Below are 1,378 nucleotides of genomic sequence, written 5' to 3' on the forward strand. Positions count from 1 at the left end.
TATAGAAAGGCAAATGAAAATCGCAATCAAAAACAATAGGGATGTCGTTTTATGATGAGCAACGATCGATCGTACAGGGTACAAGCTTTAACTTTATTGGACCAATGATTGGGATTGGTTCTGCAATGGTAGCAGCGGGTACTCCTGTTGAAGCAGTCATGGCTTCTATTTTTGGTGTGGTGATCGCAGGTTCATTTATCGAAATGGGTGTATCACGCATTTTACCTTGGGTGAAAAAACTCATTACACCATTGGTGACAGGAATCGTGGTATTGCTGATTGGATTGACCTTAATTAAAGAAGGTCTTATCAGTATGGGTGGTGGCTATCAAGCAATGGACACCCACACTTTTGCAAGCAAAGATAATCTGATTATGTCATGTACAGTATTGGCGATTATCATCTTACTCAATCGATTTAAAGTGGTTTGGATTAAGAGTTCTGCAATTTTAATCGCCTTAGTGATTGGATATATTCTTGCAGGCTTTATGGGCTATTTAAATTTTTCAGGCTTAAAAGATGCCCCATTAATTCAAATCCCAACACCTATGCACTTTGGAATTAGTTTCTCTTGGAGTTTGTTTATTCCAATGGCATTTATCTACCTCGTGACCTCTCTAGAAGCAATTGGTGACGTGACTGCGACCTCAAAAATCTCAAACCAACCTGTTGATGGTCCTGTTTGGATGGAGCGAATCAAAGGTGGTGTATTGGTCAATGGTGCAAACTCATTTCTTGCAGGGCTGTTCAATACCTTTCCAAGTTCTGTTTTTGCCCAAAATAATGGTGTGATTCAATTGACAGGTGTTGCGAGTCGATTTGTCGGTATTTGGATTGCGATCGATCGAGCACTTTTACATGAGCATGCTACACTTGGAAATTTTCTTAATCATATGGTGGATTATCCTGGGGGTGTCAATCAAGATATGTTGTTTAATGTATGGCTTCAAAATCCACTAAAAAATGGTGTTATACAACTTAGCCGACATAAAATAGAACTTAAAAATATCAATTGTTCTTTGTTGGTGGGTGCTGGAAAAAGTGATCGATCATTGAGTAATTGTTGATTATTGGTTCCCACATCTATTGTAATTGGCAAAGTATAGGCAGGGCTAATACCACCACAAGCGGTATAAAGTGATAATTTTCCGATTGGAATCCCCATACCACCTATACCTTGGTCACCTAAACCAAGAATACGTTCACCATCTGTTATCACAATCACTTTAACATTCTTACGATTGACATTATGGATGATCGATCGACATTGTTACAATTTTCTAAAATATCTTCTCTTTTATGAGCTAGCAACACTGACTTATTATTTCCTTTATTATATGTACAGTCATAATCATTACATTTTAGCCTTTTGTTTGAA

1 protein-coding gene and 1 pseudogene are annotated in these 1,378 nt (G+C 37.7%); one reads left to right on the plus strand and one right to left on the minus strand.

All coding sequences use genetic code 11. The features are described 5' to 3' along the window. Positions 1-41 precede the first annotated feature (41 nt). Positions 42-1,067 carry a uracil-xanthine permease family protein gene (locus ACJ5GX_RS02405; protein WP_495292663.1) on the plus strand — a complete coding sequence of 342 codons (1,026 nt, stop codon included), beginning with the start codon at positions 42-44 and terminating at the stop codon, positions 1,065-1,067. On the opposite strand, the pseudogene ACJ5GX_RS02410 reads toward ACJ5GX_RS02405, so the two are convergent. Then, a pseudogene (locus ACJ5GX_RS02410) lies at positions 1,049-1,249 on the minus strand (NAD-dependent malic enzyme); the annotation flags it as partial. The gene ACJ5GX_RS02405 and the pseudogene ACJ5GX_RS02410 sit on opposite strands and share 19 nt — an antisense overlap. Between the last annotated feature and the right edge of the window lie 129 nt (positions 1,250-1,378).

This window comes from Wolbachia endosymbiont of Tuta absoluta (assembly GCF_059414725.1).

Excerpts from the sequence above, each read along its gene's own strand:
- ACJ5GX_RS02405 (WP_495292663.1), top strand. The coding sequence starts at position 42 with ATGTCGTTTTATGATGAGCAACGATCGATCGTACAGGGTACAAGCTTT.